This window comes from Campylobacter concisus, from assembly GCF_902460665.1.
Classification (GTDB): Bacteria; Campylobacterota; Campylobacteria; order Campylobacterales; family Campylobacteraceae; genus Campylobacter_A; species Campylobacter_A concisus_AL.
In genome coordinates this window covers 306765-332798 of record NZ_CABPUR010000002.1, presented here as the reverse complement: position 1 = coordinate 332798, position 26034 = coordinate 306765, and the positions used below count along the sequence as shown (strand labels likewise).

Below are 26034 nucleotides of genomic sequence, written 5' to 3'. Positions count from 1 at the left end.
TTTAATAAAGGAGAAAAAATGAGAGCGTTGCTTAGTGTTAGCGATAAAGAGGGCATTGTAGAGTTTGCAAAGGGGCTAGAAGAGCTTGGCTGGCAGATACTTTCAACTGGTGGCACATTTAAGCTTTTAAAAGAAAATGGTGTCAAAGCAACTGAAGTTAGCGAATTTACGGCGTCGCCTGAGATGTTCGAGGGCAGGGTAAAGACGCTTCATCCAAAGATACATGGCGGCATCTTGCACAAACGTGACGACGCTACGCACGTGGCTCAGGCAAAAGAGTATGGCATCGAGGGCATAGACCTAGTTTGCGTAAATTTATATCCATTTAAAGAGACTACCATCAGGACTGATGACTTTGCTGAGATCATCGAAAATATCGATATCGGTGGCCCAGCCATGGTAAGAAGTGCAGCTAAAAATTTTAAAGACGTGCTTATCGTTACAAGCGTGCTTGATTATGATGAAATTTTAAAGCGCCTAAGAGAAAAAAGGGATGATTTTGAGTTTAGAAGATCGCTGATGATAAAGGCATTCGAGCACACAGCGGCTTATGATAGCATGATCGCAAACTATATGAATGATAGATTTAATGGCGGTTTTGGCGATGCTAGATTTATCGTGGGAAGCAAGGTTTTTGACACTAGATATGGCGAAAATCCACATCAAAAAGGCGCACTTTATGAGTTTGATTATTTCTTCACAAACAACTTTAGAGCCTTAAAAGGCGAGGCAAGTTTCAATAATATGACCGATATAAATGGCGCATTGATGCTTGCAACTAGCTTTGATGACGCGCCAGCAGTGGCTATTATCAAGCACGCTAACCCTTGCGGCTTTGCGGTAAAAGATACGTTGCTTGAGAGCTACGAGGCTGCGCTTAAATGCGATCCGATCTCAGCATACGGCGGCGTGGTAGCAATAAACGGCACACTTGATGAAAAGCTAGCTAAAAAGATAAATGAAATTTACGTTGAGGTAATAATAGCTGCAAATGTCGATGATGCAGCTCTTAAAGTATTTGAGAGTAAAAAACGCATCAAAATTTTCACTCAAGACAATAAATTTTTAGTTCGCTCAAATGATAAATTTGACTTTAAGCACGTTGATGGTGGATTTGTATTTCAAGAAAGAGACTATGTAAAAGACGAAGAGCTTGAAAATATGAAGCAAATGAGTAAGAAATTTGCAACTGGTAGCGAGCTAAAGGACGCTCAGATCGCGTGGAAAGTGGCTGCGCTAACGAAGAGCAACTGTGTAGTTTATGTAAAAGACGGCGCTATGGTAGCCATTGGCATGGGTATGACAAGCCGTGTGGATGCTGCACGTGCGGCTGTGGCAAAGGCAAAAGAGCTAAAGATCGATCTAAGCGGCTGCGTGCTTGCTAGTGAGGCGTTCTTTCCGTTTAGAGACAGCATCGACATCGCTAGCAAAGTCGGCGTAAAATGTGTCATCGAACCAGGTGGTAGCATCAGAGATGATGAGGTGATAGAGGCTGCCGATGAACACGGCATGTCGCTATACTTTACTGGCGTTAGACACTTTTTACACTAAAAATTTAGGGGCGCTTGCCCCTTTCTTCACACTTTATAACTTTAATTTTCGTATAATCTTTCAAAAACGAAAGGAGATAGAATGAAAAGGATCTTAAAATTTATCTTAATGGCGGCAGTGTTTTTTGGTCTAAATTTGATGGCAAAAGATGAGCTTATAAAGGAGCAGACGATGGCAGGGCAAAATTTGAAAGAAATTTATCTAGCAGGCGGTTGCTTTTGGGGTATGCAAGGATATTTTAAAAAGATATTTGGTGTAGTGGATACAAAGGTAGGCTACGCAAATGGCAAGAGCGAAAATACTAGCTACCGCGAGCTTCATGAGAGCGATCATGCTGAAACGCTTTATGTAAAATACGACGAAAATAGAGTCGCTTTGGCTGAAATTTTGGCTCATTTTTTTAGAGTGATCGATCCGACCTCTCTAAATAAACAAGGCAATGACGTCGGTAGGCAGTATAGAAGTGGAATTTACTATGTGAGCGAAAGTGATCTGCCAACGATAGAGAGCTTTATGAAAATAGAGCAAAAGAAATTTAAAGATAAGATCGTGGTTGAGGTGGCGCCACTTAAAAATTTCGTCTTAGGTGAGGAGTATCATCAAGATTATCTTGATAAAAATCCTTTTGGATATTGTCACATTGACCTAGGTTTAGCTGATAAACCGCTTTACGATGAGGCAAAATTTAAGCCGCTTAGTAAAGATGAGCTAAAGAAAAATTTAAGTAGCGAGCAGTATGCCGTGACGCAAGAAGCGGCGACTGAGAGGCCGTTTAGCAGTGAGTATGATAAATTTGATAAAAAAGGCATTTATGTAGATATAACGAGTGGAAAGCCACTTTTCTCAAGTGCAGATAAATTTGATGCAGGATGTGGCTGGCCAAGCTTTACAAAGCCTATAACGACAACAGCTCTTTCATATAAGGAGGACAACTCTTTTATGATGAAAAGGGTCGAAGTTAAGTCGCAAAATAGTGACGCGCACCTTGGGCATGTTTTTGACGATGGCCCAAGCGATAAGGGTGGGCTAAGGTACTGCATAAATGGTGCAAGTCTTAAATTTATACCGCTTGAAGACATGGTTAGGCTGGGATATGAGGAATTTATACCTTACGTAAAATAGCTTTTGTTGAAGCAAATCAATAGTTTGAAAAGTTTAATCAGAGTATAATTCTCCAAAATTAAAAGGAGAAAAAATGAGCGATTTTTTCAAAAACGCAGAGCAGTTTAATGTCGATGGTGCAACTGTGCCATTTTATAAATTTAATGAAAATGGTGTAAATTTTGTTGGCTTTGATTCACGTCCTTGCGTGCCGCCAGAGCCAATGGTCAATGCATTAATCGCTATTAAATTTGCTGATAAAGACACAAAAATTATGATGCTAAATCATAAATTTCCAGCTGGTCTTATACCAAAGATAGATAAGAGCTTTGATATAGAGCGTGAAGATATAGATGGTGGGGCTGTAAAGATGATTTTTAGCCTAAAAGACGGTGCAAACATAGAAGACGTAGATATGAGTCTTTGCCACTAAGATGCTTTTAAATACTTACGCACCACCATTTAAGTTAGTTGGTGGATATTTTATTGCTGGAATTTTGTTTTTGGCATTAAGTGTGCCGGCATTCTTTTATGCAGATTTTGATGCGATTAGCTCACTAAATACAGCTGGTTTTTTGCATATATTTTTTGTTGGCTTTGTTATGAGTATTATTATCGGAGCACTCTATCAGCTAACTTCAGTCATCTTAGAAAAGCCGTTTTTTACAGCAAAAGGTGCTATTTTAAATTTGGTTATTTTTTGTCTATCATTGCTGGGCATGTGCTACGGGATGTTATTTTCTGAGGCCAAAATTTTACAAATTAGTGGAGTTTTGCTTTTTTGCTCGCTTACTTTTTTTGCTACGACTTATGCGTTAAGCTTTATGGATAATGAAAAAAAGAGCTTTGCGGCCTTTGCACTTTTTGTTTCAGCTATCTTTTTGCTAATTGGAATAACGCTTGGTTTTTGCTTGCTTATGATACTTGGCGGTACGTTGATGCTTGATTTTGAGATGACATTAAAATTTCACGTTTATTTTGTGCTAGGTTTTGTGTTTCTTGTGATACTTGGAGCTGCTAGTGTACTCTTACCTATGTTTGCATTGGCTCATGATCTAAAATTTACACTTAGCAAGGCCTCACTAGCATGCTATATTTTGGGTGGTATCTTACTAGCTTTTAATGAAAATTTGTCTATTTTGTCAATATGCGTGGCGGCTTTACTTTTTATAGCTCAAGCACTTTATATTTTAAAAAAGCGTGTTAGAAAGGCGTATGATTACTGGAATGTAAATATCGTTCTTTCTTTGGTGGCTTTGCTTGGTGCTGCTGTTTTTATAGCTTTGGATAAATTAAATTTAGCTGCATATTTTTTAATATATGGCTTTTTATTTGCTTTTATCGTAGCTCATCTTTACAAGATCGCACCATTTCTCATATGGTATCACTACGTAGCACCTTTTGTCGGAAAGGTAAAAGTGCCACTTCTTGATGCCATGATACTAAAAAAGATAGCTTATTTTGGTATAGCTTTTAATGCTATCTCGCTTCTTTGCTATCTTTTCTCAACTTGCTTTGAACTAGAAATTTTAGTGCAAGCAAGTATGATTTTTATAGCTATTAGTATAGTTTTACTATCGATAAATATAATAAATATTTTTAGATTTACTGGTTTTAAAGGATAAAAAATGAAAGAAAAAATTTATAACGCACTGTCAAATATCGTTGATCCAGAAGTTGGCTTTGATATCGTTTCGCTCGGACTTATATATGATGCGAGCTGCGATGAAAATGGCAAAGCAAAGGTTACTATGACTCTTTCAACTAAATCTTGCCCACTACATGAAATGATACTTGGCTGGGTAGAAACTGCCGTGCTTGATATAGAAGGTGTCAAAGAGTGCGAGATCGATCTTGTCTGGGAGCCTGAGTGGAATATACAAATGGCAAGCGATTTTGTAAAAGCACAACTTGGAGTTTAATTTTTAAGTTTTTAGATTTAAAAGTTTGTAAAATTTTAATAAGCTAGAGAGCAAAAGCTCTCTAGAAATTTTAAGGAGTTTATTTTTTTATTAGTCCATTTGATGGCGCATAAATGATGGCACATCAAGTTGTGACATATAGTCTTCGTCATATCCACCACTAACTTTTTTAAGTCTTAATATACGCTCTTTTTTTATGATATCGCTTGTATTAGAAGTTTGTATTTCATCTTTTTTTTCAGCTTCTTTTTGTGAGCTTTGAAAACCTGTTGCTATTATTGTAACTTCAACTTTATTGTCTTCTATTTTGTCATCAGTTGTTGTACCAAATATAATTTCAGCATCTTCATCTGCTGCCTCATGAATAATACTCATCGCATTATTGATATCAGCTAGTGGGCAACTAGGGCTTATTCTAAAATGAACTAAAATACCAAATGCACCATTTATTGTCATGTTATCAAGAAGCGGTGATTGTATAGCATTTTTTATAGCTTCTTGCGCTGCATCCTCGCCACTTGCTTCGCCGACACCCATTAAAGCCAGTCCTCTATGGCTCATAATCGTTCTAACATCTGCAAAGTCTAGGTTTATATCACTTTTTCCTGAGTCAAGTACGATCGTACTCATACCATTGACGGCTCTTGCAAGTACTTCATCAACCATTTCAAAGCTTTCTTTTATACCAGCATTTTTATCAATTAGTGTTAAGAGTTTATCGTTTGGGATTACAACAATAGAATCGCTTTCTTTTCTGAGCTCTTCAAGACCACAATCAGCCAATTTTCTACGTTTTTTTCCTTCAAACATAAAAGGCATGGTAACAACTGCAACTGTTAGTGCACCAATATCTTTTGCAGCTTGAGCAACTACTGGAGCTGCACCTGTACCAGTTCCACCACCAAGTCCTGTACCAATGAAAACTATATCTGATGTCTCAAGTGCACTTTTTACTTCATCGTAGCTCTCTTCAGCAGCGGCTTTTCCTATTTCAGGTCTCATGCCTGCACCTAGACCTTTTGTTGTCTTTTCTCCAAGCTGTATTTTTGTATGTGCAAGAGAATTTTCAAGAGCCTTAGCATCTGTATTAGCAACAATAAGATCTATATTTAAATTTGGATTAACTCTTATTATGTGGTTGACCATATTGCCACCACCTCCACCTACACCTACGACCTTTATCTTTGCACCATAGATGCTTTTATTTTCTTCTACTGTGAAGCTACTCATTTTTGAAATTCTCCTTAAAATAATTGTGTAATACTATACCAAAATTTTGCAAAAGCATTTGGCTTTTTTTCTTGTTTACTAATATCTGCAATATTGGCAAGCTCTTCTTTGTTTTTTGATTTATTTGCTACCTCTAATTCGAAATCTTTATCAGAAAAACTATCCTCTTTTTCATTTAGATCCTGTGTTTCTTGTCCAAAATTTTGTACATTTTCTTCTTCTATAAAAACATTCCTAAAATTTGCTTTCGGTTTTGAGGCTATTTCCCCTTGGTATCTCATTTTTTTCTCAGAATCAATCTCGTATGGGCTAAAGTTGCCAGCACCATATAAACAAAGTCCTATAGCACAAGAATTTGCTGGATCTCTTAAAATTTCAAATAATCCATCCATCTCTTTTGGTTTTGCTATACGAACTGGCATTTTGTCAAATATTGCAGATGCAAGATCTCTAATACCTTCTAGCTTAGTCATACCACCAGTAAGTATTATTCCAGCACCAATGCTATCTTTATAGCCGCTATCTTCTAGCATTTTAGCAAGTACCATAAGGGTTTCTTCTGCTCTGGCATATATAACATTTGATATTATGTCTAGTGAAACTTCATGACTTTTTGTTTCGTCTCCAAGGATCGGAAGTTCTATTAGATCAACTGACTTATTTATTAAAGCACCATAACCTAATTTTATCTCTTCTGCCTTTGGAAGAGGTGTATGTAGAGCCATAGAAAGATCATTTGTAATGTTTGCTGAGCCGACAGGTAAAAATTCGTTGTATCTTATAGAATTTCCAGAATGTACTACAAGATTACAAGTAGCACCACCCATATCAACAAGTGCGGCACCAAGCTCTTTCTCATCTTTTGTTAATGTTGCTATTGCAGAAGCATATCCTGAAAGGACTATATTATCTAGTTGAACGCCTGCTAAATTTACGGCTTTTCTTAGGTTGCTAATAGATGACTTTTGTACTGTAACAATATGTGTTTGAACTTCTAGCCTACTACCATTCATGCCTATTGGATCTTCAATATGTTCTTGTCCATCTACTTTAAAATTGTAAGGAAGAACATGTAGCTTTTCATACTCATGAGGTATATCAGCTGTATGATCAGCCATTTGCATAGCACGTTCGATCTCTTTTATACCTATTTCATGATTTGGTATATTTACTACACCACTACTGTCAACGCTTTTTGTATACGCACCAGAAATAGAAACTATGACTTTTTCATAGCGTGTTCCTGCAACTCTTTGTGCTTCTATTAATGCATTTTTTATTGACTTTGCAGCTTGCTCAATATTAGTTATAACACCTTTTCTTATTCCCTGCGTTTTTTCAGTTCCAATTCCAATTATCTTAATACCATTTTCATCATGTTGTGCTATTACTGCACAAATCTGGAAAGAGCCGATATCTATACCTAAAATTTTTGTACTCAAGATAAATTACCTTTTGATATATTCTTTAATTTCATAGTATTTTTTTAGTTTGTTTGTTAAATCTTTTATTAACTCATTATTTTTAAGCATTGTAACGTTTTGCTGTGTTATTTGCTTATAGTTATTATCTATATTATCTACAAGCAACCTTTGTTCCAAAATATCGTATATAACGGCCTTATCTTCTAATATAACATAATCTTTTTTGTTGTTAGTTTCAAAAAGTTGAGAAACAAAAGCTCTAGTTTCACTTTCATTTAGTTCTGAGATAGAGCTATTTATATCTCTACTGATAAAGCCTATATCAGTTCCTTTGAAATTTTGTAAAGACTCTTTTGCCATAGTTGTTAAGTTTTCTTTTTTCTTTTTATCTTTGTAAATTTCAAGTACCATTGCTCTTGCTTGTTCAAAACTCATAGGTTGTGGAGGAGTTATACTTTTTACTCTAACTATTAAATATCCATCTTTATATGTAAATGGTTTTATAACCTCACCAACTTTTGCCCCTTTTATTTCATCAAGTGAGAATGTTGCATTATCTTCATTTATACTAACAAATTCATTTGTTGCAAGCTCAGCTTTTTTGATAGAGGTATATTTTTTTAAAGCATCAGTCTTGCTTTTCTCGATATTGTAGTCTTTTATAACTTCAGTCTTTACTTCGTCAAATGATTTGATTTTATCATCAGAGCCTTTATATCTCTCCTTGTTTTCGTTGTAGTAGTCACTCAAAGTAGTTTGATTTACATCATTTTTGTTTGACTCTATAAAGTATGTTTCAAGACCGTATATAGTCTTTGTCATATAGTTGTTTTTATTTGTTTCCCAAAGATTCTTTAGCTCTTTTTCATCTATTTTTATATCACTTTGACTAGCATTTATTATCTGTATTGCTAATTTGTCTTGCATAAAAAAGCTTGCTTCCATCATCGCAATGTCTTCTTTATTGGCTGGTAAATTTAAAATAGTTCTAAGTTTATCAAGTAGTATTGTTAGTTTTAAATTTTCTTCAAAATCGGTTGGGTTTATTCTGGCTCTTCTTAAAATATCGTAGTATAAATTTTTATCAAAAGCACCATCTTTTTGAAATGTTGGATCCGCGATTATATATTTTAAAATATCATCTTTGCTAACACTAAGACCTATATCGTCTGCAAAATTTAATAGTAAATTCTCTTGAATTGTAGCCTGAAGTGCAGCATTTTGTAATCCTAACTCATTAGCCTTTTCTTGCGTTAATTTACCATCAAAAAGATTGTTGTAGTATTGATACAAACTATCGTATTTTTGTTGCAGTTCTTGAATGCCTATATTTCTGTGTCCTACTTTTGCTACTGAAGTGGCTCGATCGCTGTTTAAATCATATGCTCCCCAGCCTACAAAGCCTGCTCCAACAAAGGCTATTGTACTTACCCAAATGGTAACAACTAGGTATTTTTTATGTTTTTGCATCCAAGACAACATTAAATTTTCCTTTAAAAGACTAACGAAATTTGTATGATATATTATATAAAATTGCCTTAAATAAGCTTAAAATAGGGGCTTTAAAAATATCTTTGTGGAGGATTTTGCTAACAATTTTTTGGTATTGTTAGCAAAATTTTTAAATACTATAATCGCTATAACCACTAGTTAAATGAAGCAATTTGCAGCTATTTTCTAGTAAAGCTATCTCTTTTGCAAGAAGTTGTGGGCTTCTGCTGTATGCATAAATACCATATCCTTTAATGATAATAATGTTTGTATTTTTTTCAACCATATATCTATAAATTTCAGTTTCTGCACGTTCATACCAGTCATCATATTGTTTTGGATCATAAACAGAAATTTTATCAAATCTCATATACCCAAAATAATCTTTCGGTACAATTTTTTCATGTTTCATTGCGTAGGCAGTTGCGTATGGTGGCATCGCGTAGCAAACAAATCTTGCCTCATTTATATTTTTATAAATATTTAAGTGTATATCAGCATCAAGACTAGCTTCATTCCAGCGATAGTCTTTTTTTGATGAAAGAAGTGTCAAATCATCATCTTTTAAATTATCAAAAATGGCATTTTGTTTATTGATTATAAATTGATTTTTTTCGACTCTTGCCGAAATCGAGCCGTGAAAGACGCCAAAAAAATTCTTTCTAAACATAGAAAGTGATATTGTTTTTATCTCATTTATTGAGTGTTCTAGCTCCATTTTTTCTCCTACGTTTAAGCGATTATATTTAAGCTATCTTAAAATTTATGTAAAATTTTGTGTAATGATAACTTTTTAAGTAAAATTTCGATAAATTTTCCACACTATTTACTATAAAGAGGCAGTGTTGCAAAGTCCACATATCAGTGTTTTACTTGATGAAGTTCTATCTTTTTTTAAAAATTTAAATGGAAATTTTATAGATTGTACGCTTGGATATGCTGGGCATTCTAGCGCCATTTTATCTCAAAATAAAAATTTAAATTTAATTGCCTGTGATAGAGATAATGAAGCTATAAATTTTTCACTAAAAAAACTTGAGCCATTTGGTAGTAGGGTTAAAATTTATAAAAGTAACTTCTCTGAATTGACTAGCAAGCTAAGTCAAGAAGAAATTTTAAATGTTAGAGGAATTTTGGCTGACATCGGTGTTAGCTCACTTCAGATAGATAAAGACGATAGGGGCTTTAGTCTTGGCTCAAGCACGCTTGATATGCGCATGGATAAAGAGCGAAATTTTAGTGCGTTTGATGTTGTGAATGGATATTCTTTTGATGAGTTGATTAGAATTTTTAGAGATTATGGTGAGCTAAAAAATGCTGCCGGGATCGCAAACAAGATTATAAATGCTAGAAATTTAGGCAAGATAACGAGTGCAAAAGAGCTTGCAAATTTAATAGGTACAGCCCAGATAAAAGGGCGCGGAGTTAGCCCTGCAATACTTGCCTTTCAAGCCATCAGGATAGAGGTAAATGGTGAGCTAGATGAGCTAACAAATTTACTTGATAGTATAGAAAAATGTGGGTTTAAAGATTGTCTTGTGGCGATTATTACATTTCACTCGCTTGAAGATAGGATCGTAAAAGAGCGCTTTAAAAAATGGGCAAATAGCTGTATCTGCCTACCTGGTGTTTATAGATGTGAGTGCGGAAATAACCACGAATTAGGCGAAATTTTGACAAAAAAGCCACTAACAGCAAGCCAAAATGAGCTAAAGATAAACTCACGAAGCAAGAGCGCAAAACTGCGGGTTTTTAAGATAAAGGGATAAAGATGCAAGAAAAAGAAGAGCTACTAACGCTTCACGACGAGGAGCAAAAACGTGAGGTAAATTTAAGCTTTAAGACATTAGTGATGGTCTATTTAGCTGTTTTTATAGCTCTAGCTATATTTTTGCCAAAAATTTACATAGCAAATCAAATTTATTATATAAGTAGAGATATAGCGGACATTAGCGGTAAACGAGATATGCTTTTAGAGGAAAATAGAGCTCTTAATATAAAGCTTGAAAATTTACGTTATAAAAATCAAATTTTAAACAATATGCAAGAGCGTCAATGGAAATAACGAAATATTTAAATTTTTATTTATTCTCATCTAAATCTTGGCGATTCAATTATATTGGCAAATAATATAGCCATTTTGTATATAACTGCACAAAAATAAAATTAGCTCAATAAACAAAGCCTAGCTTAACTTACTAATTAATTACTCTCTTTTTGAGAGATTAGCTTTTCATATATATATTGTTCTAAATCTTTTTTTGATATGTCATTTTTTATAGCAGTATTATAAATTTCTTCGACCTTGCTTGAGTATTTTTCATAGCTAAAATAAGGAAAATGCACGCTCCAAGCTTTCTTGATAAGATCGTGGCTTATCTCTCTTCTTGCCCAAACTTTAAACATATCAAAGCCAATGAAAACGGCCGAAGTGACGACAGCAGTCGCTATTATCGATATATGTGCGTCAGTTTTTGCTAAAAAATGATGCGTGATGATTAACAATGGAAATAAAATGACAAAACAGATAAGTGCATAAATCTGATAGAGCTTGATGTGATTAAATCTAAAATTTAGCTTTGCTCCATCTATTAGCATACCTTCGTTAAAAAGGGCATTTGCTTCAAGTAGATCCCTGAATAAAACTGGCTGTTTTGAAACAAAAAAAACGTTTTTTATGATTCTATCTTTTAAAGTTTCTTGCATTTTTTATAGACTTTTTACCTTTGAAATTTTGACTCATTATATCTAAGAATCTATAAATTCAAACAAAATTAGATACAATTTGCCCAAAATTTAAGGAGCTAAAAATGGCAGATCAAGCTTTACAAACCGTCTTTTTAAATGGAGAATTTTTGCAAAAAGACGAGGCAAAAGTTAGTGCTTTTGATAGAGGATTTATATTTGGTGATGGAATTTATGAGGTTGTGCCTGTGATAAATTCAAAAATGGTTGATAAAGATGGATTTTGGGCGAGATTTGAAAGAAGCTTAAACGAGATAGATATAAGCTTGCCCTACGAAAAGGAAAAATTTGAAGCGATTTTAAACAAGATAATCGCTAAAAACACCTTAAAAGAGGGCGGAATTTACATGCAAGTAACAAGAGGCGTGGCGTTTAGAAATTTCTATTTCATAGAAAATTTAACACCAAGCGTCTTTATCTTTTGCTACGAGAGTGAAATTTTAAACAATCCTGCTGCAAAAACTGGCATAAAAGTCGTAAGTGTCGAGGATATCAGGTGGAAAAGGCGTGATATCAAGTCTATCTCACTTCTAGCTCAGTGCTACGCTAAAAATGAAGCTCACAAAAAAGGCGCAGACGAGGGCTTTATGGTAGAAAACGGCTTTGTCACAGAGGGCTGTAGCTCAAGTGCTTTTATTATCAAGGATAAAACTTTAATCACAAAACCGCTTTCAAATGAAATTTTGCCAGGAATTCGCCGAATGAGACTTTTAAAGATTGCTAAAGATATTGGCCTTAAGATAGAGGAGCGAAAATTTAGCATGGATGAAGTTTATAGTGCTGATGAGGTCTTTATCTCGGCTGCGACGCTCATACTCTTACCAGTCGTTTATGCAGATGGCAAGGCGATAAATGGCGCAAAAGTAGGAGAAATTTCAAGCAAACTTCGAGAAATTTATGCTGGTGAACTTTTAAAAGAAGCTGGACTTTGAGAGAAAAAATCTTAATAAGTGCTTGCCTAGTCGGCATAAATTGTAAATTTAACGGCGAAAATAATCTTTTAAATAAAGATGTTTTAGATGAAATTTCAAAGAGATATCACCTGCTTTTTGTTTGTCCGGAGGTTTATGGTGGGCTTAGTACGCCAAGGGAACCAGCTGAGATGAAAAATGGTGCAGTTATTTGTAAATTTTCAGGTAAAGATGTGAGCGAAAATTTTAAAAAAGGAGCAGAGATTTGCCTGAGAATAGCCAAGCTAAATGGCTGCAAAAAGGCTATTTTAAAATCAAAAAGTCCAAGCTGTGGAAGTGGGCAAATTTATGATGGAAGTTTTAGCAAGAGGCTTATTTTGGGTGATGGTATCACAGCAAAACTGTTAAAAGAAAATGAAATTTTAGTTTACAGCGAAGATGAGATAGCAGGGCTTGATGTCTGATAAACTAAAAGACAACATTATGCTTGAGGTAATCTTTAAGTGCGTCGTGGTAAGGTTTTGTAAATGCTCTCAATGATGTAAAAGTAGGGCAGCTTTCAAAGAAATTTGGTTCTGATATTGTAGAAATTTTAAGGTCAAATGACATAAAAGTAAAAAGCGAGAATGAGACTATGAAGCAAATTTGCAAAAATAACGATGAAAAGATGTTTTATATTTTTGTTTTGATAGTAGAAGCTATTTTTAAGGATAAGGAAAAAAATTGAAAAAGGGTATATTTTTAGCATTTAGTGTTGCTTTGTTTTTGGGATGTTCGCAGACCCAGCCAAAGCCAAATGTGCAAAATTCTTTACCGGATGAAAATGTATATAAGCCAAATGAACGCATTAGTTTGCTTGATTTTGAAATGAAGCAAGACGCCTCGTCGCTACCGCAAAATATACAAAGTGCAAGCTTTGACCAAGAAGAAATTTTAAAAAGAAGGTTTAAGGTTTTTACATTAAGGGGCGTAAAATTTAATCCAAACGATGTCTTTTGGGCATTTAATATATATAAACCAAGCAAAAAGAGAAAGTATTTTGGCTCAAATTTTAGAGAGATACCTCAAAGCTGGTTTGACACACAAAAAGACAATGCAAATTTTTCAGCTCTTTCAAGCATCTCTGCTTATGCTCTAACTTCAGCAAACACAGCTTTAAGAAATTTTCCAACCGATGAGCCGATATTTTTAAATCCGCAAACTCCAGGCGAGGGCTATCCGTTTGATTATCTGCAAGAATCAACCCTAAGCATCGCTCATCCACTTTTTGTGTCACATCTTTCTAAAGATAGGGCATGGGCGTTTGTTAGCGATGATGCGGTTTGGGGCTGGGTAAAGGTCGAGGATATAAAATTTATAAGCGACGATGAGGCAAATACCTATCAAAAGTCAAGTTTTGTGACTATAAAAACGGACAAAATGCCGGTTTATGACAAGGCTGGAAATTTTTTATTTTATTCAAGGGTTGGAGCGATACTGCCTGTTTTGGCGCAGGATAGTAAAAACTACTATGGTAAAATTTATGTGAGAAATCTCTTGAGAGAATTTGTTTTGCCAAAGGCTGTTGGTGCTCTTTTTCCTCTTAAATTTAATGACTCAAATCTAAAAACACTTATTAGCTCCCTTCTTACTCAGCCCTATGGTTGGGGTGGGGTCGATAAGCTAAGAGATTGCTCGCTTTTTACTAAAGATTTGCTAGCAAGTTTTGGTGTGTGGTTGCCTAGAAACTCAAGAGCCCAAGCAAATATGGGACAAAAATTTGATCTAAAAGGACTTAGTAACGCTGCTAAGACAAAAGAGATAAAAGAAAAAGGTGTGCCATATCTTACACTTGTGCATCTGCCAGGGCATATCATGCTTTATGCTGGATACAAGGGCGATGATATATATGTAGTGCATGATGCTTGGGGACTAAAAACCGAAAATAACGGCAGAGCGTTAATCGGTGCTACGGCAGTAACTACGTTAAACATCGGACAAAACAGAAGCGATATACAAAACTCAAATTTACTCATTTCAAAGGTGGACTCTATAAACGTCATAAAACCTGAAAATTTCATAAGCGACAAAGCGAGGAAAATTTCTGCCCTTGAGCGTGCTTATGGGGTTAAAGTGGAGGAAAATTTAGTCAAATTTAGCGATGGCACGAGTTTAGTCTATGATGACTTTAAACAAAAAGATGATGAGTGTAGTATCGGTGCTGATATAGAGGATATGAATGCGCTTGATTACGCTGCGTTTTCGCCACTTAGCGCGGCCCTTAGTGATGCTGGGAGGTGCAGAAACTACGAGCTTTTAGGTAAAATTTATGGCTCAAGCGAGAGTGCTGTAAAGGCAAATTTGGTTGATGTCATCTGGCTAAAGGACTTTTTAAATTTGCCTTTGAAATTTAACTCTAAAAATGGAGCTGCAGCCGCTTTGCAAGATGTAAGTAATGAGCTAAATGAGATGGTAAAACATGATATGAGTTTGCTTGAGTATTTAAAAGATCCAGGTGGGACATTTAAATGGCGCATTATCGCTGGTACAAACCGCTTGAGTCCGCACAGCTACGGCATCGCGATCGATATAAATGTGAAAAAGAGCCACTACTGGCAGTGGAGCAAGGGCTACCAAAACCTCATCCCTGAAAAGATAGTGCGTGTTTTTGAAAAACATAAATTTATCTGGGGTGGACGCTGGAAGCACTTTGATACGATGCATTTTGAGTATCGCCCAGAGATGTTTGAGTAGATGCTAGATCAAATTTTAGAAATTTTATCTCGCTCAAACGTCTTTTTAACAGGCGGTGGCGGTGTTGGCAAGAGCTATCTAACTGCCTCTGTCATCAGATACTACAAAGAAAATTTTAAAAACGTCATAATCCTTGGCTCAACTGGTATAAGTGCCGTTAGCCTTGGAGGAGTTAGCTTGCATAGCTTTTTTAAATTTGGCTACTGCAAGGACTATGAGGAGCTAAGGCGCTTTGACTATCATCAAAAAGACAAACTAAGCAAGCTAAGAAATATGCTAGATGCTTGCGATCTGCTAGTTATCGATGAAATTTCAATGGTGAGCTCAGATTTAATGGAGATGATAAGATACCGACTACTTACTTCCAAATTTAAAGGTAGGGTGCTTATAGTGGGTGATTTTTATCAGCTTCCGCCAGTGCAAAAGGAACAAAATGAAAATAGACTTTTTAATTTTTTATACGCTTTTAACTCCGGTGCGTGGGAGGAGATGAAATTTACAAATGTTGAGCTACTAGTCTCAAAACGTACGAATGATCTGAAATTTTATGAGATTCTCTCTCGTCTTAGAGTAGGCGAGCTAGATGATGAAATAATGAGCTATATAGAGAGTTTAAGAGTGACCAAGATAGAGCCAGATGATGATACGAGTGTGCTTTTTGGCAGAAATGCCGAGGCTGAAATGCTAAATCAAAAAAGGCTTTTGGAACTTGACGAGCCACTTGAAATTTCAAACTCAGATGTGAGCATTTTGGATGAAAATTTAGATAAAAAAGAGTTTGAAAAATGGGCAAATACGCTAAACATCTCAAGGGATTTGGAGATGAAGATAGGCGCTAAGATTATCTTTACGTCAAATAAATGGGGCGAGTACTATAACGGCGAGCAAGGCAAGATCATGCAAATTTTAAAAGAAAATGGCATCATCTCAAGCGTGATCGTGAAAAAAGATAGTGGCGAAATTTGCGAGATAGAAAAAGCCGCTTATATATTTAGTTCGTTAAATTTAAACGAAGATGAGATCAAAGAAAATGTACAAGCATCGCTCTATCAGTTTCCATTTAAGCTTGCTTACGCCCTAACCATCCACAAATCTCAAGGAATGAGCATAAACTCGCTCATTTGCAATATCAACCACATTTTTGCCAAAGGACAACTCTACGTCGCACTTTCTCGTGCAGTAAGTCCTAAAAATTTAAAACTTTTTTATGATAAAAAAAGTGATTTTAGGCAGCATTTAAGAAAAGTGGTTAAAATTGACGACGAAGTTAAGAAATTTTACCAAGAAAACGTATTTTTGCATATTAAGGAGAATTTATGAAAAAGCTATTTTTAAGCCTTGCTTTTTGTGTTTTTGTATTTGCAGACGTGCTAAAAGTAAGAGATTTTCAAACAGATATCTACTCAAAAGCTGGACAAAATTTAACAAAAAAGATAAATATGAACCTTGAAGTCGTCGGACGTGATGTTGAAGAAAATGAAGCGTATGTGCTTGATGCTTTAAACATAATAGTTGGTAGTTTTTACGTGGAAGATATTTTAACCTCAATGGGAAAAGAGAAATTTAAAGAGCTTTTCATAAAATACGCAGCCAAAAAGCACTCTCTTGATATCGATGATGTGCTTATCTTAAATATAAAAGTGATAAATAATCTTGAACTAAGCGAGATCATAAAAGCGATAAAAAGCCAAAATTTATGCTCCGATCAAAGTGTTAATGAAGAGATTGTAACAAAACCAGAAAAGAAGAAAAAGGGCAATGAGATCATCATCTCGCCAGATCCAAATGACGTAGTTCAAAAACCTATTGATCTAAATAACGTTCAAGAATTTGGAAAAGATTTTGGAGAGAAGTGAGTAAATTTGGCTAAAAGCTAGCCAAATTTATTGATTTACGATGTCGTAACCTTGAGGAATGACAGGAGTTAGCGTCTCTTGTGGTATGAGCGCGTCTTTTACTGGGTTGCTTAGAGTTATTTTTATCTTATTTGAAAGTTTATCTTTATAGTCAATCGTCGTTGGAAGCGTGTTTTTAATAGTTATAAAGTATTCAACTCCGTCATATATCGCTTTGTAAAGTGTTGGTTGAATTTGCTCCGCATGAGCCAAAACTTGCGTCAAATTTGGCGTATCATCAAGCTTTGAAATGATGGCTTGCTCAAGCTCGTCCTCAATAACGATCACACGTTCTTTGTTAAAATAAATTCTCTTTGGCGTTGGACTTTCGTATATCCAAAGTGCAGTATTGTCGTTTTTTGCGTAAAATCTACCCTTGTAATTTATGCTTTTTCCTTCGCTAAAAACAGTTTGTGTAAAGTCACTTTGCAGGCTTTTAAAATTTAAGCCAGCACCAAATGAGCAAACTGCGACGAGAGATGCAACTAGAAATTTTCTCATTTTTTATCCTTTTTTGGCGTATTCTAGCCCAGTTTAATTAAATAAATAGTTAAACTATGCTAAGATCCAAAGTTTAAAAATTTAGGAAGGTAAAATAATGATTTCATCGGTATTTAGAAAGATTTTTGGCACGAAAAACGATAGAGAAGTCAAAAAATATATAAAACGCGTGGCGCAGATAAACGCGCTAGAGCCTACTTATGAGAAGATGAGCGATGATGAGCTTAAGATCAAATTTAACGAGCTAAAAGCCCAAGTCGTCGAAGAGAAAGTCACTTTAGATGAAATTTTAAATGATGTTTTTGCGATCGTTAGAGAGGCTAGCAAAAGGGTGCTTAAGATGCGCCATTTTGATGTGCAGCTAATTGGCGGCATGGTGCTAAACGAGGGCAGGATCGCTGAGATGAAAACGGGCGAGGGTAAGACCTTGGTAGCAACTTTGCCAGTTATATTAAACGCGATGAGTGGCAAGGGCGTGCATGTAGTTACTGTAAATGACTACCTTGCAAAGCGTGACGCTACGCAAATGGGCGAGCTTTATAACTTTTTAGGCTTAAGCGTTGATGTAATACTAAGCGGCGGATACGATGATAACGTAAGACAAGCCGCGTATAACGCGGACATAACATACGGCACAAACTCAGAATTTGGCTTTGACTATCTTCGTGATAATATGAAATTTGAAGCTGGTCAAAAGGTGCAAAGAGGTCATAACTTCGTTATCGTAGATGAGGTCGATAGTATTTTGATAGATGAAGCAAGAACACCACTTATAATATCAGGTCCAACAAATCGCACACTTGATGGTTACATAAGAGCTGATCAAGTCGCAAAACAGCTTACTAGAGGCACTCCAGCTGATCCAAACGTGCCAGGATCAAAGCCAACAGGCGATTTCATAGTAGATGAAAAAAATAGAACGATAATGATCACGGAATCTGGTATCAGCAAGGCTGAAAAATTATTTAGTGTTGAGAATTTATATAACCTTGAAAATGCCATACTAAGCCACCACTTAGATCAAGCTCTAAAAGCTCACAACCTCTTTGAAAAAGACGTTCATTATGTCGTAAAAGATGGCGAGGTAGTCATTGTTGATGAATTTACTGGACGTCTAAGCGAAGGCAGACGCTTTAGCGAGGGGCTTCACCAAGCGCTTGAAGCAAAAGAGGGCGTAAAAATCCAAGAAGAGAGCCAAACGCTAGCCGATACAACATATCAAAACTATTTTAGGATGTATAAAAAGCTTGCAGGTATGACTGGTACGGCTCAGACAGAGGCTACTGAGTTTTCTCAAATTTATAACCTTGAAGTTATCTCGATCCCTACAAATTTACCAGTTAAAAGGATAGATCAAAACGATCTTATCTATAAAACCCAAAATGAGAAATTTAAAGCAGTTATTGATGAGGTTAAAAAAGCTCATGAAAAAGGTCAGCCAGTGCTTGTGGGAACTGCAAGTATCGAGCGCAGTGAGGTGCTTCATGAGATGCTTAAAAAAGTTGGCATCCCACACTCTGTGCTAAATGCCAAAAATCACGAAAAAGAGGCCGAGATCATCGCTCAAGCTGGTGTAAAAGGTGCTGTGACTATCGCTACAAACATGGCTGGACGTGGTGTTGATATCAGGATCGATGATGAGGTTAGAAATTTAGGCGGTCTATATATCATAGGCACCGAAAGGCACGAGAGTAGAAGGATAGATAATCAGCTTCGTGGCCGTGCTGGACGTCAGGGTGATCCTGGTATGAGTAGATTTTATCTAAGTCTTGAAGATAATCTTTTAAGAATTTTTGGTAGCGACCGCATAAAAGCGATCATGGATAGGCTTGGTATCGACGAGGGCGAAAGTATCGAGAGTCGCATGGTAACAAGAGCTGTTGAAAATGCTCAAAAGAAAGTTGAGAGCTTGCACTTTGAGGCTAGAAAGCACTTGCTTGAGTATGACGACGTGGCAAATGAGCAAAGAAAAACCATCTATAAATACCGCGATGAACTACTTGATAAAAACTACGATATGAGCGAAAAGATAGCTCAAAATAGAAAAGAGTACGCTGCAAATTTACTTGATATGGCTGAAATTTTCCATGGTGGCTTGAAAGATGACTTTGATATTAAAAATTTATGCTCTATCATTCTTGCAGATTGTGGCGAAGAGATAGACGAGAGTGAGCTAAAAGGCCTAGAGTATGATGAGCTAATAGAAAAGCTTGCACAAATTTTTGAAGTAAGATATAACGAAAAAATGAGTGTGCTAAATGAAGATCAAAGAAAAGAGATAGAGAAAATTTTATACCTTCAAGTGCTTGATAATGCGTGGAGAGAGCATCTTTATCAAATGGATATCCTAAAAACTGGTATCGGCCTTAGAGGGTATAATCAAAAAGATCCGCTTGTTGAATACAAAAAAGAGAGCTATAACCTCTTTATGGAGCTAGTTAGCAGGCTAAAAAGTGAGAGTGTTAAGACGCTTCAGGTTGTAAGATTTAAGAGCCGTGAAGAGCAAGAAGAGCAAGCTAAAATGATGCTTGAAGCTAGTCAAAATGCTGAAAATGAAAATTTAAGCTACAACAACCAAGGCGGAGATGAAAATTTCACACCAGAAAAAAAGATACCAAGAAACGCTCCATGCCCTTGTGGAAGCGGTAAAAAATATAAAGATTGCCACGGAAAAAGTGGCCCTAAAAAAGGCATATTTGCTTAAAATTTCTACTTTTAAGGCGCCAAAAGCGCCTTAATCTTTTAAAGGCTATTTGATGACAAGCTTACCAAAGTACCTACTTTTTAAATATTTAAGATTTGATAAAACTCAGCCATTTATCACTCTAAGTGCCTTGCTCGCCTTTCTTGGTGTTAGCATAGGGCTTATGGTTTTGATCGTTGCGATGGCGATTATGAATGGTTTTGACAAAGAATTTGAGCGCAAACTTTTTACGATGAACTATCCAATAACCGTTCAAAGTGCCTTTAAAGGCTCTATTGATGATGATTTTGTTGATGAGCTCAAGGTTAGATTTAGCGACCTAAAATTTAGTCCATTTATAAGCACACAGGTCATTTACCGCTCGGCAAATGCTCTTGAGGGCGGACTGGTTTATGGCGTAAATTTTAAAGATGAAAAACAGATAAACTCAGTCGTAAATGAAGCTTTAAAAGATAAAGAGCTAGATGGTTTTGAGATACTTGTGGGAAGTGGCATAACGAGTGAGTTTAGACTAAGAAACGATGAAAAACTAACGCTTATCTTTACAAAGGCTGATCCTGCTGGCTTTTCTCTAACGCCAAAGATGAAGCGCTTTGATATCGGTGGCTCATTTACATCTGGGCTAATCGCCTACGATAAGGCGTTTTCATATACTTCAGTTGATGCTTTGAGGAAAATTTTAGACTATCCAAAAGGCGTTTATGATGGAATTCATATCTTTTCAAGTAAACCATTTGATGATATAAAAAGAGTGCGTGAAGGGCTTCCAGCTGGCACTGTTGCCATTGGTTGGTGGGAGCAAAATGGCAACTTTTTCTCAGCGCTCGCACTTGAAAAACGAGCACTTTTTATCGTTTTGATGCTTATTATCCTTGTGGCTTCGCTAAATATCATAAGCTCGCTGCTAATGACAGTGATGAACCGCAGGCAGGAGATTGCCTTGCTTCTTGCACTTGGAGCTAGTAAAGGCGAGATAAAAAGAAGCTTTTTTTATCAAGGGCTAGTAATAGGCGGAGGCGGCATTATATTTGGCTTAGTGCTTGGCTTTTTAGGACTATTTTTGCTTGGAAATTTCAACATTATAGACTTGCCGGCTGACGTTTATGGCTCAAGCAAACTACCACTAGAGCTTTCAACCATCGATCTTGTGCTTATTGTAGTTGGAGCTGTATTTATCGTGGCTATATCGTCTTATTATCCAGCTAAAAAAGCCACAGAAGTAAATGTGCTTCAAACTTTAAGAAATGAGTAGAGCCCTAAAGGCTTAGGCTTGCTCATTGCTTGTAAAATTTATTTTTAAAAGATTATTTTAAAACTGGCATAAACTCGTAAAATTCTAGAATAAATTTATAATTTTACGCTCTTATATCATGATCGATTTTGCATTGAAGAGCCTCGTGTACGAGTGTTTTTGCCATGACGCGCTCTTCGTTTATTAGGTGGAAATTTTTACCTAACTCACCAAAGATATCTTTATTACCTTCGCCATTTATTTTTATTATAGTTTGGGTGTTTACGCCGTAGTCTTTTATCTTTTGCGCGATGAGCTCCACTCTTTGCTCATTGTTAACAGTTATAATAACAGCAGCTGCATCGCTTAGGCAGGCATTTTCAAGTGTGTGACTTTGAAGAACGTTACCTAAAAATACATTTTCCCCGCGGCTCCTACCAAGCTCAACTAGACTAATATCGTTATCAAGCACAAGGTACAAAAGCTTTGTCTCTTTTAGTCTTAAAACGACCTCTTGTCCAAGCCTCTCATAGCCAAAGACTACGATGTGATTTTTTATTTTTTGCGGCTTTAGAGTTTCATTTGGTTCAACAACGATCTCACGTTCTATGAGGTCTGCTATTGCGTCTAGTTTTTTAAGTATAAAAGGCGTGGCAAACATCGACACAACTGATGCTGCGATAAAAATTTGAGCTGTTTGTATATCAAGTAAATTTCTAGTAGTCATTAGTCCAAAAACAGCTAGTGCAAATTCGCCTATTTGACAAACACTAAGTGCGGTTTTTGCAGCAACTCTTCGCTTTAAGTAGATGTTTAAGATAGCAAAAACAACAACTGCTTTTATCACCATGACACTAAATACTAGGCCCAGAACAAGCCAGATGTTTGAGATGACGACAGCAAAATTTATCTGCATACCAACGGTTATAAAAAATAGCCCTAAGAGCAAATCTCTAAAAGGTATGAGATCAACTTCGATTTGGTGTTTATACTGTGTCTCAGCCATCATCATACCGGCCAAAAATGCACCCAAAGAGTATGAGAAGCCAAAGAAGTGAGCCAAAGTACTGGAGCCAACGACCATAAATAAAATCGTAGCTATAAAAACCTCTTGCGAATTTGTTTGAATGACTTTATAAAATATCCAGTTGATGACATATTTACCAAGTAAAAATAGCACAACAATAAGAATAATCGCACTTGTAAATGTCTTTAGTAAAAGCTCATTTATCGAGGCATCTTGTGAGCTAAACATATCTATCATAAGTAAAATAGGAATGACGGCAATATCTTGAAATAGTAAAATTCCAAGTGCTTTTCTGCCGTAAATTTTACTCACATCGCCACTATCATTTAGCGTCTTTAGCACGATCGCAGTTGATGAGAGTGCAAGTGCAAGGCCTGCAATAAGCGCTGTTTCGTCTTTTAAGTGAAGGGCATAATAAAGCATAACGCCCATTATAAAGCCACTTAAACAAACCTGTAAGCCGCCGTTTAAAAAGACCTCTTTTTTCATTCCCATTAAGTGTTTAAAGCTAAACTCAAGCCCAATGGTAAACATCAAAAATGCGATACCAAATTCCGCGATATGAGAAATTTCATCATTGCTTTTTAGGTTGAAAAATTCTGATATAAGCGTACCTGTTACGATGTAGCCGATAATGGTTGGTATCTGAAATTTTTTAAAAATGACGTTTAATGCGACTGAGATCGCTGCAACAAGCAAGAAACCTTCTAAAATTTGTTCCATAAATTATTTTTTACCTTCATAAAAGACTAGATCAAAGCTATTTTTTCTTTTTACGAGCGATCTTTTTGTGCTAGTTTGGCTGGTAGCTTCGTGCAATTTTTTATTTAGCTCATCAATAGTTGATTCTAAATCGTCAATTTTTTCTTTCAACTGAAGTATCACATCAACGCCGGCTAAATTTACACCTAGTTCTCGGGTCAAATTTAGTATAGTTTTTACGCGATCAACGTCTTTTTGTGAGTAGAGCCTCATCTTACCATCTGTTCTTGATGGCTCGATAAGTCCCTCTCTTTCATACTGTCTTAAAGTTTGTGGATGTATGCTCAAAACCTTTGCAACAACGCTTATTAAAAAAAGTGGTTCTTCATAATTTTGCATTTTTTACTCCGGTAATTTTTCTTTTAACTCTTTTACTAAGCCTTCATCAAGCTCACTGATATTTGGAAGTTTTACCCTGGCTTTTAAGTAAAGATCGCCATAAATTCCGCTCTTTCTATTTTGCACGCCATATCCTTTTAAGCGGATCTTTGTGCCTGTTTTTGAGTTTTCAGCGATCTTAATCGTGACATCTTTTTTGTAAGTATGTACATCGACTTTTCCGCCAAAAAGCATAGTTTTTAGTGGAATTTCTATATCTTTATAAAGATCGTCTCCGACTCTTTCATATTCGTCGCTTGGCTCAACGCTAATAGCAAGTATAAGATCGCCTTTTTGACCACCAGCACTCTTGCCTTTGCCTTTTACACGAAGCTTCTCGCCGCCTTCTATGCCACTTGGAATTTTTATCTTAATGCTTTCGCCATTAAAATTTATCTTATGTTCGCCACCAGTTACAGCTACGTCAAATGGTATAGAAATTTTTGCATTTACGTCTAGATCAGCTCCGCCAAAGCCAAATCCACCACTACTAAATCCGTCAAATCCACCAAAATTACTACCAAATCCGCTGCTAAATTTAGCTCCACCGCCGCCAAAACCACCTGAGAAGATATTCTTTAAAATTTCATTTAGATCGCCCATATCGGCTGAGCTGCTAGCAAAGTCGTGGAAATTTTGACCGCCAAACATAGTATCGCCGTACTGGTCGTATTGAGCTCGTTTTTTATCGTCGCTTAAAATTTCATAAGCAGCATTTATCTCTTTAAATTTATCTTCTGCTCCAGGGTCTTTATTGATGTCTGGGTGATATTTTCTGGCAAGTTTTCTATAAGCTTTTTTTATCTCGTCACTTGAGGCACCCTTTGAAACCCCTAAAGTCTCATATAAGCTTTCACTCATATATTCTCCTTATATTTTTTTGATACGGATTATATCACAAAGCTTTAGTCTATGCAAGTCAAGTTTATTTTTGTTTAATAACAAGAAAAAGTGTTAAGATTTTATTTTTTCACTATATTTATAATTTGCAAAAATTTTTAGATTAAAGGAAAAAAATGAAAAAGATTGTGCTAATTTCATTAGTAGCAGCTTCTTTTTTAGTGGGGGCTGATATTAAATTTAATGAAGCTAACTCTAATATCACGAGAGTCTCGCCACTTAGCGATAAAAATAGCGTACTTTCTTATTATGACTCGATCGCTCAGGCAAAGCTTTCAGTTGTAAATATCTCAACTACAAAAACGGTAAATAACGCTGGCATTGAGCAGATGTTTAACGACCCTTTTTTCAATGAATTTTTTGGATTTAACTTTGCAAAACCAAAAGAAAAAGAAAAAACTACTTCGCTTGGCTCTGGCGTTATCATCTCAAATGATGGATATATCGTTACAAATAATCACGTTATAGAAGATAGTGATCAAATAGTCGTAACTCTTGCAAATGGCGGCAAAGAATTTAAAGCCAAATTAATAGGAAGTGATCCAAAAACCGATCTAGCCGTCGTAAAGATAGAAGCAAACGGACTAAATGCTGTCACTTTTGCAGACTCGTCAAAACTACTTGATGCAGATGTCGTATTTGCAATAGGCAATCCATTTGGCGTTGGTGAAAGTATCACTCAGGGCATCATTTCAGGTCTAAATAAAGATAATATCGGCCTTAATCAATATGAAAATTTTATCCAAACAGATGCTTCGATAAATCCTGGCAACTCAGGCGGCGCTTTGGTTGATAGCAGGGGCTATTTAGTCGGAATAAACTCAGCCATACTTTCAAAAAGTGGTGGTAATAACGGCATTGGCTTTGCGATCCCATCAAATATGGTCAAAGATATCGCTAAAAAGCTGATAACTGACGGCAAGATCGAGCGTGGCTTTATCGGAGTTACGATTGCAAATTTAACAGATGAGCAAAAAGAGCTTTATACAAATAAAGAAGGTGCTTTAATAAGTGGTGTAGAGCAAGGCATGCCAGCAGATGAGGCTGGACTAAAAAGAGGCGATTTAGTCATATCAGCTAACGATAAAGCTATAAAAAACGCAAATGATCTTAAAAATTTCATCGGTTCACTAACTCCAAATAGCAGCGTTGATATAACTTACGAGCGATCAAATAAAATAATGAATGCAAAAATCAAGCTTGCAAACGCTGATCACAATTCAAAAGACATAGCAAAAAGCATTATCATCGAAGGACTTAGCGTTAGCAATCTAAGCGATGAGATAAGATATAAATACAAAATTAGCCCAGATACTCAAGGCGTGCTAGTAACTGATGTGAAATCAGGCTCAAAAGCTGAAGACTTTGGCTTTGAAAGAGGCGATGTGATCGTGCAAGTTGGCGAAGAGAGCATAAAAGATCTTCAAACATTTGCAAATACTATCAAAAATACAAAAGGCAAAAAGACACTAGTGTGGATAAATCGCGGTGGTATCATACAAGGTCTTGTTATAAAATAATCATCTAA

23 protein-coding genes and 2 pseudogenes are annotated in these 26034 nt (G+C 36.1%); 16 read left to right on the top strand and 9 right to left on the bottom strand.

Going from position 1 to position 26034, the window contains the following annotated elements; translation table 11 throughout:
- Positions 1-18 precede the first annotated feature (18 nt).
- The 5 genes from purH (at position 19) to F3G66_RS04970 (ending at position 4574) form a co-directional block, all read left to right on the top strand.
- Positions 19-1551 (top strand): bifunctional phosphoribosylaminoimidazolecarboxamide formyltransferase/IMP cyclohydrolase, encoded by a 1533-nt coding sequence (gene purH / locus F3G66_RS04990; RefSeq protein WP_149707347.1) that lies wholly within the window; start codon positions 19-21, stop codon positions 1549-1551.
- 81 nt (positions 1552-1632) lie between these two features.
- Entirely contained in the window at positions 1633-2673 is a 1041-nt protein-coding gene (gene msrB, locus F3G66_RS04985; protein ID WP_149707346.1) for a peptide-methionine (R)-S-oxide reductase MsrB, read from the top strand.
- Between the two features lie 73 nt (positions 2674-2746).
- Positions 2747-3085 (top strand): hypothetical protein, encoded by a 339-nt coding sequence (locus F3G66_RS04980; protein ID WP_107770490.1) that lies wholly within the window; start codon positions 2747-2749, stop codon positions 3083-3085.
- 1 nt (position 3086) lies between these two features.
- Positions 3087-4277 (top strand): peptidase M50, encoded by a 1191-nt coding sequence (locus tag F3G66_RS04975; RefSeq protein ID WP_149707345.1) that lies wholly within the window; start codon positions 3087-3089, stop codon positions 4275-4277.
- A 3-nt stretch (positions 4278-4280) separates the two neighbouring features.
- On the top strand, positions 4281-4574 hold the full coding sequence (locus F3G66_RS04970; RefSeq protein WP_021091019.1) for a metal-sulfur cluster assembly factor: 294 nt from the start codon (positions 4281-4283) through the stop codon (positions 4572-4574).
- A 90-nt stretch (positions 4575-4664) separates the two neighbouring features.
- On the opposite strand, the gene ftsZ is transcribed toward F3G66_RS04970, so the two are convergent.
- From ftsZ to F3G66_RS04950, 4 genes are all read right to left on the bottom strand, one after another.
- Entirely contained in the window at positions 4665-5804 is a 1140-nt protein-coding gene (gene ftsZ, locus F3G66_RS04965) for a cell division protein FtsZ (RefSeq protein WP_103579683.1), read from the bottom strand.
- A 14-nt stretch (positions 5805-5818) separates the two neighbouring features.
- Positions 5819-7246, bottom strand: coding sequence for a cell division protein FtsA (gene ftsA / locus F3G66_RS04960; protein ID WP_149707344.1), 1428 nt, complete (start codon positions 7244-7246; stop codon positions 5819-5821).
- A 6-nt stretch (positions 7247-7252) separates the two neighbouring features.
- On the bottom strand, positions 7253-8710 hold the full coding sequence (locus tag F3G66_RS04955) for a peptidylprolyl isomerase (RefSeq protein WP_149707343.1): 1458 nt from the start codon (positions 8708-8710) through the stop codon (positions 7253-7255).
- Between the two features lie 139 nt (positions 8711-8849).
- On the bottom strand, positions 8850-9437 hold the full coding sequence (locus tag F3G66_RS04950) for a class II aldolase and adducin N-terminal domain-containing protein (protein ID WP_084041477.1): 588 nt from the start codon (positions 9435-9437) through the stop codon (positions 8850-8852).
- Between the two features lie 127 nt (positions 9438-9564).
- Here F3G66_RS04950 and rsmH point away from each other — a divergent pair, with 127 nt between their 5' ends.
- Entirely contained in the window at positions 9565-10488 is a 924-nt protein-coding gene (gene rsmH / locus F3G66_RS04945; RefSeq protein ID WP_149707342.1) for a 16S rRNA (cytosine(1402)-N(4))-methyltransferase RsmH, read from the top strand.
- 2 nt (positions 10489-10490) lie between these two features.
- Positions 10491-10784, top strand: a complete 294-nt coding sequence (locus tag F3G66_RS04940; protein ID WP_021090986.1) for a hypothetical protein — start codon at positions 10491-10493, stop codon at positions 10782-10784.
- Between the two features lie 137 nt (positions 10785-10921).
- Here F3G66_RS04940 and F3G66_RS04935 read toward each other — a convergent pair whose 3' ends face one another.
- Positions 10922-11425, bottom strand: a complete 504-nt coding sequence (locus tag F3G66_RS04935; RefSeq protein ID WP_021090515.1) for a hypothetical protein — start codon at positions 11423-11425, stop codon at positions 10922-10924.
- A 104-nt stretch (positions 11426-11529) separates the two neighbouring features.
- Here F3G66_RS04935 and F3G66_RS04930 point away from each other — a divergent pair, with 104 nt between their 5' ends.
- The 5 genes from F3G66_RS04930 to F3G66_RS04905 all read left to right on the top strand — a co-directional run bounded on the left by F3G66_RS04930 (position 11530) and on the right by F3G66_RS04905 (position 16964).
- On the top strand, positions 11530-12396 hold the full coding sequence (locus F3G66_RS04930; protein ID WP_149707341.1) for a D-amino acid aminotransferase: 867 nt from the start codon (positions 11530-11532) through the stop codon (positions 12394-12396).
- Entirely contained in the window at positions 12393-12839 is a 447-nt protein-coding gene (locus F3G66_RS04925) for a 2-thiouracil desulfurase family protein (RefSeq protein ID WP_149707340.1), read from the top strand. Before F3G66_RS04930 ends, F3G66_RS04925 begins: the two co-directional genes overlap by 4 nt.
- A gap of 259 nt (positions 12840-13098) precedes the next feature.
- Positions 13099-15108: a bifunctional C40 family peptidase/M15 family metallopeptidase gene (locus F3G66_RS04915; RefSeq protein ID WP_149707339.1), complete on the top strand. Its 2010-nt coding sequence runs from the start codon at positions 13099-13101 to the stop codon at positions 15106-15108.
- Positions 15109-16428 (top strand): ATP-dependent DNA helicase, encoded by a 1320-nt coding sequence (locus tag F3G66_RS04910; RefSeq protein ID WP_149707338.1) that lies wholly within the window; start codon positions 15109-15111, stop codon positions 16426-16428.
- Positions 16425-16964: a hypothetical protein gene (locus F3G66_RS04905; protein ID WP_149707337.1), complete on the top strand. Its 540-nt coding sequence runs from the start codon at positions 16425-16427 to the stop codon at positions 16962-16964. The genes F3G66_RS04910 and F3G66_RS04905 overlap by 4 nt, the downstream gene beginning before the upstream one ends.
- Before the next feature lie 27 nt (positions 16965-16991).
- On the opposite strand, the gene lolA is transcribed toward F3G66_RS04905, so the two are convergent.
- Positions 16992-17504 (bottom strand): LolA-like outer membrane lipoprotein chaperone, encoded by a 513-nt coding sequence (lolA, locus tag F3G66_RS04900; RefSeq protein ID WP_084041469.1) that lies wholly within the window; start codon positions 17502-17504, stop codon positions 16992-16994.
- Positions 17505-17601: 97 nt separating this feature from the next.
- On the opposite strand from lolA, the pseudogene secA reads away from it, so the two are divergent.
- The 3 genes and pseudogenes from secA to F3G66_RS04890 form a co-directional block, all read left to right on the top strand.
- Positions 17602-19998, top strand: a pseudogene (gene secA / locus F3G66_RS04895) (preprotein translocase subunit SecA); the annotation flags it as partial.
- 108 nt (positions 19999-20106) lie between these two features.
- Positions 20107-20208, top strand: a pseudogene (locus F3G66_RS09795) (SEC-C metal-binding domain-containing protein); the annotation flags it as partial.
- 52 nt (positions 20209-20260) lie between these two features.
- Positions 20261-21460, top strand: a complete 1200-nt coding sequence (locus F3G66_RS04890; protein ID WP_149707335.1) for an ABC transporter permease — start codon at positions 20261-20263, stop codon at positions 21458-21460.
- A gap of 103 nt (positions 21461-21563) precedes the next feature.
- On the opposite strand, the gene F3G66_RS04885 is transcribed toward F3G66_RS04890, so the two are convergent.
- From F3G66_RS04885 to F3G66_RS04875, 3 genes are read right to left on the bottom strand one after another with little or no spacing between them, the layout of a single operon-like run.
- The gene (locus F3G66_RS04885) at positions 21564-23189 is read right to left on the bottom strand and encodes a cation:proton antiporter (RefSeq protein ID WP_021090872.1); all 1626 of its coding nucleotides are present in this window, start codon (positions 23187-23189) and stop codon (positions 21564-21566) included.
- Positions 23190-23192: 3 nt separating this feature from the next.
- Entirely contained in the window at positions 23193-23567 is a 375-nt protein-coding gene (locus F3G66_RS04880) for a heat shock protein transcriptional repressor HspR (RefSeq protein WP_072594938.1), read from the bottom strand.
- 3 nt (positions 23568-23570) lie between these two features.
- On the bottom strand, positions 23571-24467 hold the full coding sequence (locus F3G66_RS04875; protein WP_054196486.1) for a DnaJ family protein: 897 nt from the start codon (positions 24465-24467) through the stop codon (positions 23571-23573).
- Positions 24468-24622: 155 nt separating this feature from the next.
- Between F3G66_RS04875 and F3G66_RS04870 the strand changes: the two genes are divergently transcribed.
- Complete coding sequence (locus F3G66_RS04870) at positions 24623-26026, top strand: Do family serine endopeptidase (RefSeq protein ID WP_107708709.1); 1404 nt, start codon at positions 24623-24625, stop codon at positions 26024-26026.
- The last annotated feature ends 8 nt before the right edge of the window (positions 26027-26034 follow it).